Here is a 17,759-nt window from a genome sequence, read left to right on the forward strand (position 1 = left end):
GCTGGCAGACTCCATGTCAGCCTCTCCGCTGCTAGACCCAGTGGGGAGGCACCCTCGTATCGGTGCCGGAGCGTGTCTGCCAGTCCGCTCACTGTTCGGCGCTCGACGGCGCTCAGCCCTGTCGACGGTCTCCACGCCCCGGGCAACCGCCGGATCCCGCAGAACTCATGCCGGACGTCATCAACGCGTCGAGCGAGCAGGGCGGTAACCCGGCGGCACCTCGGGTGCATCAGCAGTCACACGACCACCGACACAAGGATGGTGCACCAGTGAGCGGGCGCGGGAGCATCGTGACGGACCTGCGGCTGGGGGTCGTCGGCCTCGGGCTGCGCGGCAGCCTCGCCGACGCCGCCCATCGGCCCGGCGTGGGCTCCGTCGTGGCCGCCGTCGCCGACACCGACCCGGTGGTGCGCGCCGGCGTCGCCGAGCGCTTCCCCGGCGCCGTCGCGTACCCCGACCACCGCCGGCTGCTCGACGCCGCGGACGCCGACGGGGTGGACGCGATCGTCGTCACCACCCCCGACGACACCCACGCGACCGTCGCCCGCGCCGCGCTCGAAGCCGGCAAGCCGGTCTTCGTCGAGAAGCCCCTCGGCATCACGATCGAGCAGTGCGACGCGATCCTGCGCACCGCGTACGAGACGGGCACGCCGCTGTACGTCGGGGACACCATGCGGCACTCGGGCGTCGTCCGGCTGATGCGCGACATCGTCGCGCGCGGCGACATCGGCGCCCCGCGCACCGTGTGGGTGCGGCACTTCGTCGCCTACGGCGGCGACTACTACTTCAAGGACTGGCACGCCGAACGCCGCCGCACCACCGGGCTGCTGGTGCAGAAGGCCGCCCACGACATCGACGTCGTGCACTGGCTCGCCGGTGGCTACACCAGCCGCGTGCACGCCCTCGGGGCCCTCATGCTCTACGGCGACCTGCCCCGCCGGCCGCCCGGCACCCCGCGCCCCGGCGGCCGGCACCGGGACGACACCTGGCCGCCCGCGGCGCGCCGCGACCTGAACCCGGTGGTGGACGTCGAGGACGTCTCCGTGATGAACATGCGCCTCGACAACGGCGTCATCGCCGCCTACCAGCAGTGCCACTTCAGCCCCGACTACTGGCGCAGCTACACCGTCATCGGCACCGAGGGCCGGCTGGAGAACTTCGGCGACCGCCCCGGCGACGAGGTCCGCGTCTGGCACACCGGCCCCTCCGGCTACCGCCCCGGCGCCGACGCCATCCACCGCATACCCGCCGCCGAGGGCGCGCACGGCCGGGCCGACGAGCGGGTCGTCGCGGAGTTCTGCCGCTTCGTCCGCCTCGGCGGCGCCACCGACACCTCGCCCCTGGCCGCCCGGATGAGCGTCGCCGCCGGCGTGCTCGCGACCCGTTCGCTGCGCTCCGGCGGCATGGCCTACGACGTACCGCCGCCAGACCCCGCGCTCGCGGAGTACTTCGCGGCCGGCCAGCGCCGGCCCGCGCACCAGCACTGAGGCCCGATCACCGACTTCCCCGGAGGGATCCGATGAGCGTGAACCGCAGGCACTTCCTGGCAGGGACGTCGATCGCCGGCGGCACGGCGCTGCTGCCGGCCCTCGGCCTCGCGACCCCGGCGGCGGCGCGCGACGGCGGTGGCGACGGTGCGTACGGCAGCGGCGGAGACGACGGTGGCGACGGCGGTGGCGGCGACGGCACCGCGGGCGCCCGCCGGGCGCTGGCGCGGCTGCTGCCCGGCCACCACCGGCAGTTCGAGCTGACGGTGCTGCCAGAAGGCGGCCCCGGCGGCGGCCCCGACCGCTACCGCGTCACCGGCTCCCGCGGCCGTGTCGCCGTCGCCGCCACCGGCACCGGCGCGCTGCTCACCGGCGTCGGCGCGTACCTCAAGCGCACCGCGCGGGCGCACATCTCCTGGAACGGCGACCAACTCGACCTGCCCGCCCTGCTGCCCGCCCCGGGCCCCGGCCTCGCCGGCGAGGCGCAGGTGCCGCACCGCTTCGCGTACAACGACACCAACGAGGGCTACACCGGCGCCTACCGCGACTTCGCCGCCTGGGAGCGCGCCCTCGACGTGCTCGCGCTGCACGGCGTCAACGAGGTGCTGATCTGCGTCGGCACCGACGCCGTCTACTACGAGACCTTCCGCGCCTTCGGCTACTCCGACGCCGAGATGCGCGCCTGGATCCCCGCCCCCGCGCACCAGCCCTGGTGGCTGCTGCAGAACATGGCGTACTTCGGCGGCCCCGTCTCCGCCCGCCTGCTGCGGCTGCGCGCCGAACTGGGCGCCCGCGTCACCGCGCGCGCCCGCGAGCTGGGCATGACGCCCGTGCTCCCCGGGTACTTCGGCACCGTTCCCGACGGGTTCGCCGAGAAGAACCCCGGTGCCCAGGTCGTGCCGCAGGGCGGCTGGGTCGGCTTCGAGCGCCCCGGCTGGCTCGACCCCCGCGACCCGCTCTTCGCCGAGGTCGCCGCCGCCTTCTACGGCCACCAGCGCGACCTGCTCGGCCCCGCCGGCCTGTACAAGATGGACCTGCTGCACGAGGGCGGCGACCCGGGCGGCGTACCCGTCGGCGAGGCCGCCCGCGCCGTGGAGGCCGCGCTGCGGCGCGCCCACCCCGACGCCCTCTGGGCGATACTCGGCTGGCAGACCAACCCGCGCCGGGAGATCATCGAGGCAATCGACCGCGACCGCATGCTCATCCTCGACGGCCTGCCGGACCGCTTCCCCACCGTCACCGACCGCGAGGCCGACTGGCTCGGCACGCCCTACGCCTTCGGCTCCATCTGGAACTTCGGCGGCCACACCCCCCTCGGCGCCAACACCCCCGACTGGACCGAGCTCTACCCCGCCTGGCGCGACAAGCCGGGCAGCGCCCTGGCCGGCATCGCCATGATGCCCGAGGGCGCCGACAACAACCCCGCCGCGATGTCCCTGCTCACCGAACTCGCCTGGACCCCGGGCCGGATCGACCTCGACGCCTGGTTCCGCGAGTACGCCACCGCACGCTACGGCGCCGCCGACCCGCACGCGGCCGGCGCCTGGCAGGTGCTGCGCGAGACCGCGTACGGGACTACCCGCGCCGACTCCTGGAGCGAGGGCGCCGACAGCCTCTTCTGCGCCCGCCCGGACCTCCACGCCCGCAGCGCCGCCGCCTGGAGCCCGCAGGCGGACCGCTACGACATCGCCGCCTTCGACCGCGCGCTCACCGAACTCCTGGCCGTCGCCCCCGGGCTGCGCGAGTCCGCCGCGTACCGCCACGACCTCATGGACGTCGCCAGACAGACCCTCGCCAACCGCAGCCGCCCGCTGCTGGCGCGGATCAGACAGGCGTACCAGGCCGGCGACCGCGGCGGGCTGCGCGAGCTGACCTCCGCCTGGCTGGAGCTGATCCGGCTGCTGGACCGGGTGGTGGGCACCGACCCGCAGCACCTGCTCGGCCGGTATCTCGCCGAGGCCCGGGCCTGGGGCGCCGACCGCGCCGAGCGCGGTCAACTGGAGTACGACGCGCGCTCGCTGATCACCACCTGGGGCCCGCGCGCCGGCGCCGAGGCCGGGCTGCACGACTACGCGAACCGCGAGTGGCAGGGCCTGCTCGGCGACTTCTACCACGGCCGCTGGCAGACCTACTTCGCCACGCTCGACACGGCGCTCGCGACCGGCGCGGAACCGGCCGCCGTCGACTGGTTCGCGTACGAGGACGCCTGGGCGCGGCGCCGCGACCGCTACCCCGAAGAGCCGCGCGGCGACATCCGCGCGCTGGCCGAGGAGGCGGTGCGCGTCCTGGCCCGCGAACCGCTCGCCGCGCTCACTCCCTGAGCGCCCGCTCCACCGGGGGGCCTGCCGGGGAGCACACCCGGGAATCGCAGCCCGGGCCGAAGCCGGCGGTACGGGCTCGGGCGGCCACCCGCGTACCCGTACCGCCACTCACACCCGCCGCTGGACGTGCAGCAGATACTCCTTGCGGTCCAGCGGGTTGTGGTCGGTCCGCGGCCGGGCCGGGGCCGGCCCGCGCACGGCCCGGTAGCGGCCGAAGGCCGTCTCCAGCACGCCCTCGCCCCGGGTCAGCCCCGGCAGCCGCCGCTCCAGACCGTGCACCTGCGCCGCGGGCACCTCGCCCTCCAGCACCGCGACCCCGCCGCGCACCTCCTGCCCGTCGACCACCGCGCCCAGCGCCGCGAACACCGGCCACAGCCCCGGCACCGCGTCCTCGGGCGCCTCCAGCCGGAACCGCTGCACCGGCTCGTGCACCCGCGTGCCCGCCCGCTTCAGCGCGTCCGCGAGCACCAGCGGCGTGATGCCGCGGAAGTCCGCGCCGGTGCTCGACATGGCCTTGCTGAAGCCCTGGTGGGCGTGGCTCTGCCGGGGCCAGTAGCCGGAGTGGGTCATCGTCACCCGCACGTCGGGGACCTTCCAGCCGCACAGGCCCTGGTGCAGCGTCGCGCGGACCGTGTCCTCGACGGCCTTGAAGAACGCGTACGGCATCGAGCCCAGCTCCACCGCCAGGCCGAAGACCACGCCCGTGCCCGGCGGCGCCGGCGCCACGTGCAGTCCGACGGTGGCCAGGAACGGGTTCGTGTCCGTGTCGCCCTTATCGTATGCCGCGCCTTCGCCGGCCAGCCGCTCGATGTGGATGACGGACGACTCGCGGAAGGAGACCGGCAGCCCGTACTCGCCCGCGAGGGTGGCCCCGATGACCTCCTTCTGCACCTCGCCGTAGAGCGAGACGTACAGCTCCTGGCGGATGTCGTCCTGGCGCAGCGCGATCAGCGGGTCCTGCTCGGCGAGCTGGAAGAGCGCCGCGTGCAGCGCGCCCCGGTCGGCGGCCCGCTCCGGCACCACCACCGTCTCCAGCGTCGGCGGCGCGAAGTGGTGCCGACGCGCGTCCCCGGCCCGGCCGACCGCTGCGCCGACCGCGTCGCCGATGCGCACGCCGGCCAGGCCCCGCACCAGCGCGATGCGCCCGGCCCCGGCCCCGGCCGCGGGCACCGCCGCGCCGTGCTCGAAGACCTCGACGCCGGTGACCTTCTCCGTCACGGGCGCGCGGTCGCCGTCGCCGTACGCCAGCTCCTGGCGGGTGCGTACCGTACCGGCGAGCATCCGCACGTACGCGACCTTCTCGCCGCCCGGACCGCGCTCCACCTTGAAGACCGTGCCCGCGGCCGGCGCCTCGTCGTCCCCGGCGGGCGCGGGCAGCAGCTCCTTGATGCCCGCGGTCAGCTCCGCGACGCCGGCACCGGTGGCGGCGGAGCCGAAGTACACCGGGTGCACGAGCGCGCCGGCGGTCTGCTCGGCCAGGCTCTTGCGCAGCCGGCGGTACGTCACGGCCGCCTCGTCGGCGACGTAGTCCGCGAGCAGCGCGTCGTCGTGACCCGTGAGCACGTCGGCCAGCCGGCCGGTGAACGCCGCATCATCCGGGGCGTCCGGGTGGTCCGGGCGGTCCGGCCCGTACGGCGTGAACACGGCGGCGCGGGTGCCGAGTCCGCGGACGGAGCCCATGGCGACGGCGCCCGGCGCCAGCTTCGCGGCGATGTCGCGCACCAGTGCGTCGTCGCGCGCGCCGCGCCGGTCGGTCTTGTTGACGAAGATCAGGGTGGGGATGGCCAGCCGCCGCAGCGTGCGCATCAGCACGCGCGTCTGGGCCTGCACGCCCTCCACGGCGGAGACCACGAGCACCGCCCCGTCGAGGACGTGCAGCACCCGCTCCACCTCGGCGATGAAGTCCGGGTGGCCGGGCGTGTCGATGAGGTTGACGGTGATGCCGTCGAGCGCGAAGGAGACGACGGCGGACTTGATGGTGATCCCGCGCTGCCGCTCCAGCGCGAGCGAATCGGTGAGGGTACTGCCGTCGTCGACGCTCCCGACTTCGTCGACGATCCCCGCGGCGTGCAGCAGCCGCTCGGTCAGGCTGGTCTTACCGGCGTCGACATGGGCCAGGATTCCCAGGTTCAGCGTGTGCACGAAGCGTCATGTCCCTTGTGTGGATGGCGATGGCCTGCTGGGTGGACATGAACGCTGCGCGCATGCGCGTTTCCTTCCGGTACGGGGTCACGGGTCTGCCGTGCCCGGACAGTGCAGCAGCACCGGCCGGGCACGGCAACCGAATAACCGGCTCAGCGGCGGTCCAGATGCTCGATCAGCTCGTGCTGGTACGCCGTCTGGCCCTCCACGTGCGCATAGCTGCCCACGGCCCAGGGCCCGCCGCGCCATCCGCCCGGCGCCAGGTCGGTGACCTCGTGCGCCTGCGTCTCGCCGGCCGTGACCGCGGCGCCCTCGTGCCGGCTCCAGCGGCGGCCGTCGTAGTGCCAGAAGACCGGCGGCCCCTCCCAGCCGTACGGGTCGCCGGACAGCCAGATCCCGCCGCGGCCGTCGCCGGTGACGCTCTCGGCGAAGAGCCCGGCCACCGGGCCGGTGACGTCCCGCCATCCGTATCCGTTCCAGTGGTAGACCCTGGGCTCGGCGAATCCGCCGTCGGCCGCGGGGACCCTGCCGGTCGCCCAGACGCTGCGGCCGGACTCCACGTGGACGTCGGTCAGCCGCAGGTCCGGGTCGTCCGGCGCCTCGGTCTCGGACCAGCCGCCGTCCCGCCAGCGCAGCACCACGGGGCGGCTCTCCTCGCCGACGTACGCGAAGCCGCCGACGGCCCAGGCGCTGCGGGAGGAGCGCGAGTCGACGTCGAGCACGTCGAGCCCCTTCGGCAGCTCCTCCGTCGTCCACGAGCCGTGCGCGTACGTGCTCAGCCGCTCCCAGCCCGCCACCCAGACGCGGTGCCGTTCGGCGGCGATCTCCGCGGAGCCGTGGTGCCCGCCGCCGGGCAGCTCCGGCAGCGGCACCTGCCGCCACCTGCGGCCGTCGTAGCGGACCACGAACTCGTCGTCGTGGTTCGAGCCGTACGCCCACACGTTGTGCGAGGAGGAGGCGTCCACACTGTTCCAGTAGTCGACCGGCGGCAGGGCGGGGTCCCCGGCCTCGCGCCACCGCCGGCCGTCCCACTGCAGCACGACGCCGTCCGACGTGCCCTCGTAGAGGCTGTCGGAACCGACGGCCCAGGCGCGTTCGCCCGCGGACGTCACCGCGTTCAGCCGGGCTCCGCCCGGCAGGCTGCCGGCCAGCGATATCTCCCAGCGGGCTTCGTGCGCGCGGCCGGTCGCCGGCGCCGCTGCCGTGGCCGGGGCGGCGAGTGCGGCGCCGGCGGCGAGCGCCACGGCGACCGCGAGGGCGGTGGTTCCCCGAGTCCTCATCCCTGAATTCCTTCCTGTGGGGGGACTGACATGGGGTCAGACCCCCCGCAGAGGGCGAGGGTTGTCCAGCTTTTTCAGCTATTCCAGTTATGCCGGAATGTCATCCGGGGAGTGCCGCGGCGCCATCCGGCATTCACCTCGGCGCCCCCCGGCGGGCTCAGCGGGCGCGTACGGCGTCCAGTTCGGCCACCGAGGCGAAGGTGTCCGACTCTCCGTGCTCACTGAGCACCTTCAGCGCGATGTGCCGGGCCTCCACCTCCCGGAACGGCACCGTGAACTCCGTGCGGTCCTCGGGGAAGCTGCCGGCGGCCACGGTCTGCCAGTCCTCGCCGTCGGCGGAGACCAGCACCTCGTAGTCCTTGACCCGGCCGTTGATGCCGCCGTCCTGCCGCGGCATGCAGCGCACCCCGGCCAGCTTCCGCCGGGCGCCCGTGTCGACGGACAACTGCTGCGGCAGCGCGGCGCTGTAGTCGCTGTGCCAGTGGGTGTACGGGTCGTTGTCGACGGCGTTCGCGGCCTGGCCCGGCTCGCCGGCGCTCTCCTCGCTGGTGGCCGCCGCCGTCCAGCCGTCCTGCCCGTACAGGCCGGAGTTGGCGCCGATCTGCGACTCGGGGTCGGCCGGGTCGGAGGTCGTGAGCGGCAGCGCGTCGCCGACGCGGTCGTAGTCGTCGAGGAACGGCTGCACGGGGGAGCCGGCCGGGGTCGCCCAGGTGCGGTCGGCGACGACGGCGAGCGGGCGGCGGGCGAAGTAGTCGACCCAGCCGACGGAGTAGTCGTAGGTGCGGTCGGACCAGCGGGCCATCCGGTAGCCGAGGATGCCGGGCGCGGCCTCGAACGGGTAGTTGCGGTACACCTCGCGCACGTCGAAGAAGGCGTAGTCGCCGGGCGTGGCGCCGAATCCGGCGCTCATGTACAGCTTGCTTTCCTCCATGCCGACGGTCGGGTAGCCCTGGGCGGCCCGACCGCCCGGGGGCGAGAGCCACTCGGTGACGCCGGTGCGCTTGTCCGGGTCGATGCTCGTGGGCTGCCGGTAGTCCCACCACTGCCAGACCTGCGCCGTCTTGCCCTCGGCGCGGACGGCCCCGGCCAGGTCGTCGATGAACTCCACCAGCACGTCGCCCGGGTAGAGGTAGCCCTGCTTCTCCTGGTACGCGACCAGTTCGGGGCACGCCTCCTGCGCCGGCTGCAGCGGGATCTCGTCGGTGCCGATGTGGAGGTACGGGCTGTCGAAGATGTCCGCGACCTCGGCGACCAGTTCGCGGGCGAAGCGGCGGGTCTGAGGGCTGGTGTAGTCCAGCGTCCAGTTGCCGCGGTCGGAGCCTTCCCAGCCGTTGTTCGGCCGGGACATCGACTCGCAGGAGAACGCCAGGTCGGGGCGGGCGTCGCCGATGGAGACGGCGTGTCCGGGCAGGTCGATCTCGGGGACGAGCGTCACCCCGTAGCGCGTGGCGTAGTCCTCCAGGTCGCGCAACTCTTTCTTGGTGTAGTGCTCTTCGGAGACGATCTCGGGAAACCGGTCGCTCTCGATGCGGTAGCCGTTCCAGTCGGTCAGGTGCAGGTGGAAGGTGTTGACCTTGTACCAGGCGAGCTGGCGGATCTGCTGCTTGAGGTAGTCCACGGAGTAGTACCGGCGGCCCGCGTCGAGCATCGTGCCGCGCTCGCCGTGGGTGGGGTGGTCGCGGGCGGTGCCGCGGGCGACGGCGTGCGGCTCGGCGCTGGTGCGCAGGGCCTGCAGCAGGGTGCGGGTGCCGTAGAGCACGCCGCGGCGGTCGGGCGCGGTGATCCGGGCGGCGTCGGCGAGGTCCAGTTCGTAGCCCTCGGGGGAGGGGGCGGAGCCGCCGAGGGACAGGCCGATGTCGCCGCGGCCGGGGCGGCCGGTGGCGATCTGCGGGCGCAGCCCCTCCTGGAGGTCCAGCTCGCGGGCGAGCAGTGTCGCGGTGGGCGCCAGCTTCCCGCCGTCGCCGCGGTCCAGCACGATGCGGCTGCGCGGGGTCAGCTCCCACGTGCCCTGGCCGCCCTCCCACGAGCGCACCGAAGGGATCGTGACCGGCGCGGGGTTGGGCTCGGCGGCCTGGGACGCGGGCACGCCGGGGGCGAGGGAGAGCAGCATCCCGGCGGCTGCGGCGAGCCACAGCGGGCGGGTGCGGGGCCGCCGGGTCCGGCGGCGGGCGTACGGTCCCGGAGGCGGCGTCGTACGTGCGGACGGTCTGTGCGGTGCGGGCGCTGGGATCTCCTGCGGCATGGCGGCTCCCTGGGACGACGGCAACTGGCCAGGCTTACCAGCCCGTCGGCGACGGCGGCCATGGACGGAAGCGCGGTGCGGCGTGGACTTACGCGCCGGGAGCGGATGCAGTGACAGCCCATTGCCATATGCCCTGAGCATCTGTCAAGCTGATTGTGAATTAATCGCCCGGTCGAGGGAATCTTGGCCGGCTCGTTTGCGCCAACCTTGCCCCTGTCCCGACATGCCGCACTACGGTTGGCGGTCCACCCAGGACCCCGGTGACTTTGACCTCGGCTGCCTGCCCCCGGCTGGGCAGAACGGGCCCCGTGGGGGGAGCACGTGGTGTACACAGACGACGTGACCGGAGCTTCGTGGCGTACCGGCGACGACCATGCCGACCGGGTGGAGTCGCGCTTCGCGCGGAGCTACCTGCTGCACGGGTTCACCGTGCTGGAACTGCACGGCGAGATCGACCTCGCCGCCCAGCTCGACCTCGAGCCGTACCTCGACGTGATCACCGGCGCGCCCGCGCCGCGCGTGGTCATCGACCTGTGCCGGACGGAGTTCCTGGACTGCTCGGGGCTGCGGTTACTGGTACGGGCCCGCAGGCGCACCGGCGACCGCGGCGGTGAGCTGCGGCTGGTCTGCCCCGAGGGCGTCGTCGCCCACCGGATCATGCGGTGCTGCGGGCTGCTCGGCGCGCTCGAGCCGATGGCGACGCTGGCCGACGCACTGCCCGGCGGGAAACCCGGGAGCGCTCGCTAGTCAAATTTGATTAGGATGTCGCTCATGTGTTCAGCGCAAGCAGCAGTGAGCGACCCCACGGACCCCGGACCGGCCGCCGGCGCGGCCAGCCCCGCCGACACCCACGACATGATCAAGGTGCGCGGCGCCCGGGCGAACAACCTGACCGGCATCTCGCTCGACATCCCCAAGCGGCGGCTCTCGGTCTTCACCGGCGTCTCCGGCTCCGGAAAGTCCTCGCTCGTCTTCGGCACCATCGCCGCGGAGTCGCAGCGGCTGATCAACGAGACGTACAGCGCCTTCCTCCAGTCCTTCATGCCGAACCTGCCCCGGCCCGACGCCGACGGGCTGCACAACCTCTCCGCCGCCATCGTCATCGACCAGGAGCGCATGGGCGCCAACTCGCGCTCCACGGTGGGCACGGCCACCGACGCGTACGCGATGCTGCGCATCCTGTTCAGCCGGCTCGGCGAGCCGCACATCGGCACCTCGGGCGCGTTCAGCTTCAACGTCCCCGAGGGCATGTGCCCGCGCTGCGAGGGCCTGGGCGAGGTCTCGCAGATCGACGTCGACCAGCTCGTCGACCGCCGGCTCTCGATCAACGAGGGCGCCGTCACCGTCCCGAACTTCGCCGTCGGCAACTGGTACTGGGAGGTGCTGGCCTCCTCCGGCTTCTACGACCCGGACAAGAAGCTCGCGGACTTCACCGATCAGGAGTGGCACGACCTCCTGCACAAGGAGACCGTGAAGGTCAAGGCCGGCAACCACAACATCACGTACGAGGGGCTCGTCCCCAAGATCACACGGATGTGGCTGGTGAAGGAGCGCGACGCGCTGCAGGGCCACATCCGCACGTTCGTGGACCGGGCCGTCGTCTTCGCCGAGTGCCCCGACTGCGGCGGCACCCGGCTCTCCGCCGCTGCGCTCTCCTCGAAGATCCACGGCCGGAACATCGCCGAGTGCGCCGCCCTGCAGATCACCGACCTCGCCGCGTTCCTCCGCGCGGTCGAGGACGAGTCGGTGGGGCCGCTGCTGGACAACCTGCGCGGGGTGCTGGACTCGCTGGTCGAGATCGGCCTCGGCTACCTCAGCCTCGACCGCCCCGCCGCCACCCTCTCCGGCGGCGAGGCGCAGCGCGTGAAGATGGTCCGCCACCTCGGCTCCAGCCTCACCGACGTCACATACGTCTTCGACGAACCCACCATCGGGCTGCACCCGCACGACATCCGGCGCATGAACGGCCTGCTGCTGCGGCTGCGCGACAAGGGCAACACCGTGCTCGTCGTCGAGCACAAGCCGGAGGTCATCGCCATCGCCGACCACGTCGTGGACCTCGGCCCCGGCGCCGGCAGCGACGGCGGGCACGTCACCTTCAGCGGAGACGTGCCGGGGCTGCGCGCCTCCGGCACGCTGACGGGCCGGTACCTGGAGCACCGGGTACGGCTGCGCGAGCAGCCCAGGCAGCCGCGCGGCCATCTGACCGTCAAGGGCGCCGACCTGCACAACCTCCGCGACGTCAGCGTCGAGGTGCCGCTCGGCGTGCTCACCGTGGTCACCGGCGTCGCCGGCTCCGGCAAGTCCTCGCTCGTGCACGGCTACCTCGCCGGCCGGGACGGCGTCGTGGTCGCCGACCAGTCGCCGATCCGCGGCTCGCGGCGCTCCAACCCCGCGACGTACACCGGGCTCCTCGGCCCGATGCGTACGGCCTTTGCCAAGGCCAACGGCGTCAAGCCCGCGCTGTTCTCCGCCAACTCCGCGGGCGCCTGCCCCGCCTGCAAGGGCATCGGGCTGATCTACACCGACCTGGCGATGATGGCCGGCGTCGCGTCCGTGTGCGAGGAGTGCGAGGGCAAGCGCTACACGCCCGAGGTGCTCACGTACACGCTGCGCGGCAAGAACATCAGCGAGGTGCTGGGGATGTCGGTCGCCGAGGCGCACGGCTTCTTCTCCTCCGGCCAGGCGCACGCCATCCTCGGCCGGCTCGCCGACGTGGGCCTGGGCTACCTGCGTCTCGGCCAGCCGCTCAACACCCTCTCCGGCGGCGAGCGGCAGCGGCTGAAGCTGGCCATCCACATGGCCGAGAAGGCGGCCACGTACATCCTCGACGAGCCGACCACCGGGCTGCACATGGCCGACGTCGACAAGCTGCTGGCGCTGCTGGACCGGCTGGTCGACGACGGCAACTCGGTGGTGGTCATCGAGCACCACCAGGCGGTCATGGCGCATGCCGACTGGATCGTCGACCTCGGCCCCGGCGGCGGCCACGACGGCGGCCAGGTGGTGTTCACCGGCACCCCGGCCGACCTCGTCGCGAACGCGGACACCCTCACCGCGCGGCATCTGCGCGAGTACACCGGCCGGGACTGACCCCGTCCCGGGGAGCGCCTACGCCCCCGCCACCCGCGGCATCCACATCGGCTCCTTGCCGAGCTCCGCCCAGATGTACTTCAGCAGCAGCTCGGACTTGAGCCCGGCGCTCCCCGGGTCGTCCCACAGGTTGCGGGTCTCACCCGGGTCGGCGTGCAGGTCGAACAGCTCGCCGTACGTCCGCCCCTGATAGACCGTCAGCTTGTACCGGTCGTCGACGTACGTGCGCAGGCTGACCGAGGCCGGCTCGTGCCGGAACTCGCAGATGACGTGGTCCCGCGCGCTCGGTGCGCCGCCGGTGAGGACCGCGGCCTGGCTCACCCCGGTCATCTCCCGCGGCACCGGCAGCCCGGCCAGCTCCAGGAAGGTCGGCGCCAGGTCGACGGTCGACAACAGCGCGGAGGAGGCGCGCCCCGCGGGCACCCGGCCGGGCAGGCGGGCCAGGAACGGCACCCGCAGCAGGTCCTCGTAGTGGAACGCGCCCTTGGCCTGCAGCCCGTGCTGGCCGAAGAAGTGCCCGTGGTCGGTGGTGAACACCACGATCGTGTCCTCGGCCAGGCCCAGCGCGTCGAGCCGGTCCAGGATCCGGCCGACGTACGCGTCCAGCATGCTGACCATCCCGTAGTACGTCGCCACCAGCCGCCGCCGCTCGGCGGCCGGCAGCCGGTGGGAGTGGAAGCCGTGGACGTACTGCCCCGACTCCTGCCACGGCGAGAAGTCCGGCCGCTCGTGCTGCGTGAGGCCGAAGTGCGGCGGGTTGCGGTCGTGTTCGCCCGGGACGGCCTCCGGCACGGTCAGCGCGTCCGGGTCGTACATCCGGTCCCAGGGCTCGGGCACGAGGTACGGCGGGTGCGGGTCGAAGAAGCTGGCCCAGCAGAAGAACGGTTCGCCGCGCTCGGCGTACCCGTCAAGCAGCGCCCCCGTGCGCTCGGCTATCCAGGCGTTGTAGTGCAGCTCCTCGGGGATCGGCCAGGTGTGCCGCACGCCGGGGTCCAGGGTGCCGGTCGGCGGCCGGAAGTACCGCCGCCAGTCCGCGCCCCCCTGCTGCTCCAGCCAGAGCGCGTAGTGCTGTCCGGCGTGCGCCTCCGCGGTGTGGTTGCGGGCCAGCTCCACATGGTCGAAGCCGTAGTACGGGCCGTGGAAGTCCCGCCAGAAATCCAGGTCCTGCAGCAGCGGGTACGACTCGATCGAAGGGTGCTCCGCCGTGCTCGCGAGCGGCTGGAAGTGCGCCTTGCCGACCAGTGAGGTGGCGTAGCCCGCGGCGCTCAGGTGGCCGCCGAGCGTGGGCTGGTCCTCCGGCAGCTTGGTGCCGAGCGTCCAGGCGCCGTGCTGGCTGGGGTACTTCCCGGTGATCATCGAGGCGCGGGTGGGGGTGCACGTCGGGTTGGGGCAGTACGCGCGCTCGAAGGCGGTGCCCTGGGCCGCGAGCCGGTCGAGATGCGGGGTGCGGATCTCCGGGTTGCCGCGGCCGAGGGTGTTCCAGTGCTGCTGGTCGCTCGTGATGAGCAGGATGCTGGGGCGGCGGGCGGGCTGCGTCATATGGTGCGCTTCCAGACGGGGGCGGGGGCGGGGGTGTCAGCGGTCATGGCACCTTTCTACCCCCGGCACCGGCTGCTGCTGCACCTCTGCCGGGTACGGGCCGCCGGCCGCGTCCGGCGCCGGGCGCCCGCGCGTGACGATCCGGCCGCCGGCCGCGTCGACCGTGCGCATCTGCAGGGAGCCGCACTGGCACCGGGTCCAGATCGTCATCCCGCCGCCCGTACGGTGACGTGAGACGGTGTGGAACGGCGTGCTGTCCGGCCAGCGGCAGTGGGGGCAGTGTCCCTCGAACAACTCGGATGTCCTCTCCCCGCCGGATGCTCCGGCGGTTCTCGTCCGGCGGCGGCACTTCGGGTCGGCGCTGTCTCGCTCTTCAGCATGGAAGCTCCGTCCGTTCAGGTCTAGGTTGGATTTATGGACGGCATTGTGAAGGAGGGTCTACATGATTGATCTGCGCCGGCTCCGCGTGCTCCGCGCGGTCGCGTACTACGGGACCGTGACCGCCGCCGCGGAGTCCCTCCACCTGACCGCCTCCGCGGCCTCGCAGCAGATCCGGCAGCTCGGCCGCGAACTCGACGTCCTGCTGCTGGAGCCGCAGGGCCGCCGGGTACGGCTCTCGCCCGCGGCGCGCGGGCTGCTCGCGCACGCCGACGTGATCGAGGCGCAGTGGGAGCGGGCGGCGGCCGAACTGCACGCGCTCGACGAGGAGCCGGTCGGGGAACTGCGCATGGCCGGGTTTCCGAGCGCGATGTGCCGGCTGCTGGCGCCGGTGGCGGGCACGCTGCGCGCCGAGCACCCGCGTCTCGACGTACGGCTGCGCGAGGCGGAACCGGCGGACTGCTACGACCTGCTGTTCGACGGCGAGACCGACCTCGCCGTCGTTGAGGCGTCCGCGGATGCACCGGCCCGCGGGGACCGGCGCTTCGAGCAGCAGACGCTCATCGAGGACCCGTTCGACCTGGTGGTGCCCGAGGACCACCCGCTGGCCGCGCGCACGGACCTCGGGCTCGCCGAGGCGGCGGGGGAGCGGTGGATCATCGGCCCTCCGGGCGTCTGGTCCCGGCAGCACGTGCTCGCGGCCTGCAGCGCGGCGGGCTTCGGGCCCAACGTGACCCACGAGGCGTGCGACTGGAGCGTGACCGCCGTGATGGTCTCGCACGGCCTCGGCGTCGCGCTCATACCCCGGCTCGCGCAGCTCTCGGGGGTGCCGTCGATCCGCCGGCTGCGCATCACCGGAGCGCCGGCGCCGTCCCGTACGTTCCTGACGGTCACCCGGCGGGGCGGGACCGGCAGCCCTGCGGTGCGGGCCGCGCTCGACGCGCTGCGCGTACGGGCGAAGGAGACGGTCGGGTAGCCGAATGCCCGCGGGCCCGCGGGGGCACGGACACCGCGGGCCCACGGGAGTGGGAGAGGGGGCGGGGCGGAGGAGGATGCCCCGCCCCCTGGGGAGGGGGGTGGGTGACGACCGGACGGCAGGCGGCAGGGCACCGCCGGCCGGCCGCCGTTCGGCTGCCGGAGCAGAACCGGCGGGTCCGGGCGGGCCGTCGGGGACGGCCCGCCCGGCCGGACGGCGGTGCCTAGTGGGCGCCGGCGCCGGTGAGGGAGCGGACCTCCAGTTCGGCGTACTTCTTGCCGGTCGCGTCCTCGTCCTTCGACAGGATCGAGCCCAGCCAGCCGAGGAGGAAGCCGGCCGGGATGGAGATCAGCCCCGGGTTCTCCAGCGGGAACCACTGGAAGTCCACACCCGGCCACATGCTGGTCTCCTTGCCGGAGACCACCGGGGAGAAGAGCACCAGGAACACCGAGGTGAACAGGCCGCCGTAGATCGACCACAGCGCGCCCTGGGTGGTGAACCGCTTCCAGAACAGGCTGTAGAGGATCGTCGGCAGGTTCGCGGACGCCGCCACGGCGAAGGCCAGGGCCACCAGGCCGGCGACGTTGAGATTGCCCGCGAAGACGCCCAGCAGGATGGCGACCGCGCCGATCGCGACGGCGGCGATCCGCGCCGCGGCGACCTCTTCCTTCTCGGTGGCCTTGCCCTTGCGGATGACGTTGGCGTACAGGTCGTGCGCGAACGACGACGACGACGCCAGGGTCAGACCGGCGACGACCGCGAGGATCGTGGCGAATGCGACCGCGGAGATCATCGCCAGCAGGATCGCACCTCCGGTGGATCCCGCTCCGCCGCCGACTTCTTCCGCGAGGAGTGGTGCCGCCGTATTGCCCGCCGGGTTGGACTCGACGATCGTCTCCTGTTTGATCAGCGCGGCGGCGCCGAAGCCCAGCGCGATGGTCATCAGGTAGAAGCCGCCGATGATGCCGATCGCCCAGAGCACGGACTTACGCGCGGTCTGCGCGGTCGGCACCGTGTAGAAGCGGATCAGGATGTGCGGCAGACCCGCGGTGCCCAGCACCAGCGCGATGCCCAGCGAGATGAAGTCGATCTTCGAGGTGGTCGTCACCCCGTACTTCAGCCCCGGTTCCAGGAACGCCGACCCCTTGCCTGAGTTGTCCGCGGCGGCGCCCAGCAGGTCGGAGATGTTGAAGTTGAACTTCGCCAGCACCAGTATCGTGATCAGCAGGGTGCCCAGGATCAGCAGCACGGCCTTGATGATCTGCACCCAGGTGGTGCCCTTCATGCCGCCGATGGTCACGTAGAGGATCATCACGAGGCCGACGAGGACCACGATGAGGTTCTTGCCGGTCTCACCGGTGATCCCCAGCAGCAGCGCGACCAGCGCGCCCGCGCCGACCATCTGCGCCAGCAGGTAGAAGATCGACACGATGATGGTCGACACCCCGGCCGCGGTGCGCACGGGACGCTGGCGCATCCGGTACGCCAGCACGTCGCCCATGGTGAACCGGCCCGAGTTGCGCAGGGGTTCGGCGACCAGCATCAGTGCGACCAGCCAGGCGACCAGGAAGCCGATGGAGTACAGGAACCCGTCGTAACCCGAGAGCGCGATGGCGCCGGCGATGCCGAGGAAGGAGGCCGCGGACATGTAGTCCCCGGAGATCGCCAGCCCGTTCTGGAAGCCGGTGAACGAACGGCCGCCGGCGTAGAAGTCGGTGGCGTCCTTGGTCTTGCGTCCCGCCCACACCGTCACACCCAGCGTGAACGCCACGAAGACCGAGAACAGCGTGACGATCAGCGTGCGGTGCTCACCCGGATCCGACTGGGCCACCATCTGCAGCGCGTTCGTGGTGGCGCCCGTCATTTCCCGACCTCCGTGCCGTTATCTGCCACCTGGCCCTCGACCACGGCCTTGAGATGCTCGGACCTGGGGTCGAGCTTCGCGGCGGCGTGCCGCGCGTACCACCACGCGAGGGCGAAGGTGGTGACGAACTGCGCGATGCCCAGCACGAACGCCACGTTGATGTTGCCGACGACCTCCGTGCCCATGAAGCCGCCCGCGTAGTTCGACAGCAGCACGTACAGCAGATACCAGGTGATGAATCCGACGGTCAGCGGAAACGCGAACGAGCGGTGCGCGTGGCGCAGTTCCCCGAACTCCTGGCTCTGCTGTACTTCCTCGTACACGTCCGGCGGTCTGCCGGTCGGGGGTGTGCTGCTCATCGCGGCCTCCATGGGCGCCTTGGGGGACGGGGGTGTCCGGACGGGCCGGGCGCGGACACCGTAGAAGGGGGCGGGCCG

At 72.8% G+C, this 17,759-nt stretch carries 12 protein-coding genes; 5 read left to right on the forward strand and 7 right to left on the reverse strand.

Annotated elements, in window-relative coordinates:
* Positions 1 to 269: 269 nt before the first annotated feature.
* On the forward strand, positions 270 to 1,487 hold the full coding sequence (locus B124_RS31210; RefSeq protein ID WP_496506361.1) for a Gfo/Idh/MocA family protein: 1,218 nt from the start codon (positions 270 to 272) through the stop codon (positions 1,485 to 1,487).
* A gap of 32 nt (positions 1,488 to 1,519) precedes the next feature.
* Positions 1,520 to 3,808 (forward strand): alpha-N-acetylglucosaminidase, encoded by a 2,289-nt coding sequence (locus B124_RS31215; RefSeq protein WP_496506362.1) that lies wholly within the window; start codon positions 1,520 to 1,522, stop codon positions 3,806 to 3,808.
* Positions 3,809 to 3,916: 108 nt separating this feature from the next.
* On the opposite strand, the gene B124_RS31220 is transcribed toward B124_RS31215, so the two are convergent.
* The 3 genes from B124_RS31220 to B124_RS31230 all read right to left on the reverse strand — a co-directional run bounded on the left by B124_RS31220 (position 3,917) and on the right by B124_RS31230 (position 9,472).
* Positions 3,917 to 5,950 (reverse strand): GTP-binding protein, encoded by a 2,034-nt coding sequence (locus B124_RS31220; RefSeq protein WP_496506363.1) that lies wholly within the window; start codon positions 5,948 to 5,950, stop codon positions 3,917 to 3,919.
* Between the two features lie 152 nt (positions 5,951 to 6,102).
* On the reverse strand, positions 6,103 to 7,230 hold the full coding sequence (locus B124_RS31225) for a hypothetical protein (protein WP_496506364.1): 1,128 nt from the start codon (positions 7,228 to 7,230) through the stop codon (positions 6,103 to 6,105).
* Positions 7,231 to 7,387: 157 nt separating this feature from the next.
* A complete protein-coding gene (locus B124_RS31230; protein ID WP_496506365.1) occupies positions 7,388 to 9,472 on the reverse strand; it encodes a family 20 glycosylhydrolase in 2,085 nt (694 codons plus the stop codon).
* Positions 9,473 to 9,811: 339 nt separating this feature from the next.
* On the opposite strand from B124_RS31230, the gene B124_RS31235 reads away from it, so the two are divergent.
* Both B124_RS31235 and B124_RS31240 read left to right on the forward strand, forming a co-directional pair.
* On the forward strand, positions 9,812 to 10,219 hold the full coding sequence (locus B124_RS31235) for an STAS domain-containing protein (RefSeq protein ID WP_496506366.1): 408 nt from the start codon (positions 9,812 to 9,814) through the stop codon (positions 10,217 to 10,219).
* A 108-nt stretch (positions 10,220 to 10,327) separates the two neighbouring features.
* The gene (locus B124_RS31240; RefSeq protein ID WP_496506389.1) at positions 10,328 to 12,565 is read left to right on the forward strand and encodes an ATP-binding cassette domain-containing protein; all 2,238 of its coding nucleotides are present in this window, start codon (positions 10,328 to 10,330) and stop codon (positions 12,563 to 12,565) included.
* An 18-nt stretch (positions 12,566 to 12,583) separates the two neighbouring features.
* Here B124_RS31240 and B124_RS31245 read toward each other — a convergent pair whose 3' ends face one another.
* Both B124_RS31245 and B124_RS31250 read right to left on the reverse strand, forming a co-directional pair.
* The gene (locus B124_RS31245; RefSeq protein WP_496506367.1) at positions 12,584 to 14,104 is read right to left on the reverse strand and encodes a sulfatase family protein; all 1,521 of its coding nucleotides are present in this window, start codon (positions 14,102 to 14,104) and stop codon (positions 12,584 to 12,586) included.
* A 36-nt stretch (positions 14,105 to 14,140) separates the two neighbouring features.
* The gene (locus B124_RS31250; RefSeq protein WP_496506368.1) at positions 14,141 to 14,314 is read right to left on the reverse strand and encodes a hypothetical protein; all 174 of its coding nucleotides are present in this window, start codon (positions 14,312 to 14,314) and stop codon (positions 14,141 to 14,143) included.
* A gap of 232 nt (positions 14,315 to 14,546) precedes the next feature.
* Between B124_RS31250 and B124_RS31255 the strand changes: the two genes are divergently transcribed.
* Positions 14,547 to 15,458: a LysR family transcriptional regulator gene (locus B124_RS31255; RefSeq protein WP_496506369.1), complete on the forward strand. Its 912-nt coding sequence runs from the start codon at positions 14,547 to 14,549 to the stop codon at positions 15,456 to 15,458.
* Between the two features lie 223 nt (positions 15,459 to 15,681).
* On the opposite strand, the gene B124_RS31260 is transcribed toward B124_RS31255, so the two are convergent.
* Positions 15,682 to 17,322 (reverse strand): monocarboxylic acid transporter, encoded by a 1,641-nt coding sequence (locus tag B124_RS31260; protein WP_496506370.1) that lies wholly within the window; start codon positions 17,320 to 17,322, stop codon positions 15,682 to 15,684.
* On the reverse strand, positions 17,319 to 17,693 hold the full coding sequence (locus B124_RS31265; protein WP_496506371.1) for a DUF485 domain-containing protein: 375 nt from the start codon (positions 17,691 to 17,693) through the stop codon (positions 17,319 to 17,321). Before B124_RS31265 ends, B124_RS31260 begins: the two co-directional genes overlap by 4 nt.
* Positions 17,694 to 17,759: the final 66 nt, after the last annotated feature.

It is taken from the genome of Streptomyces sp. CNP082 (assembly GCF_059570535.1).